General features: G+C 73.6%; 1 protein-coding gene. It reads right to left on the reverse strand.

From position 1 onward, the window contains the following. The coding region (locus HMPREF0058_RS11485) for a chorismate-binding protein (RefSeq protein ID WP_006549967.1) at positions 1 to 617 on the reverse strand (617 nt) is incomplete at both ends.

Genomic DNA, 617 nt, shown 5'->3' on the forward strand with positions numbered 1-617 from the left:
CAGGACCCGGGAGGTCAGGCGCCGCCCGGACAGCCGCACGAGCAGCTCAGGGCTGGCACCCACCATGCCGTCCACGGCGAAGGTCCAGCATGAGGGATAGGCCTGGGCCAGTCGCCCGAGCAGCTCAGGAGTTCCCAGGCTGGTTGCGGGGCGCACCAGCAGGTCGCGGGCGATGACGACCTTGGCCACCTCACCCGAGCGCATCCGCGCCTGCACGCGTGACAGGCAGTCGAGGTAGCTGTCGCGGTCGTGGCTGCCGGGCTCGACGACGGCGCGGGCGCCCTGGGCGGACGTCTCCTGAGACGGGGCGGTGGCTGCGGCGGCGATGAGCTCCTCGACGACCTCAGCGGGGTCAGGGTGCTCCTCGCCCCGCAGGACGGCGGTGGTCAGCCAGGCCCCGTCGTCGTCCAACCCGATGAGGAGGCGGGGGACCAGCAGGACGCAGTCCTGGCCAGAGCCGGGTGAGAAGGTGAGCGTGCCCAGGGCGACAGGCCCGGTGCCAGGCCGCACGAGCGGGTCGGACCACCACGAGGCGTAGACCACCTGGCGCCAGGCGGCTCGCATCTGCTCGATGCGGCTGGCGCCACGGGCGCGCAGCTCCAGCGTGCGGCCCAGGC

This window comes from Actinomyces urogenitalis DSM 15434 (genome assembly GCF_000159035.1).
Taxonomy (GTDB): Bacteria; Actinomycetota; Actinomycetes; order Actinomycetales; family Actinomycetaceae; genus Actinomyces; species Actinomyces urogenitalis.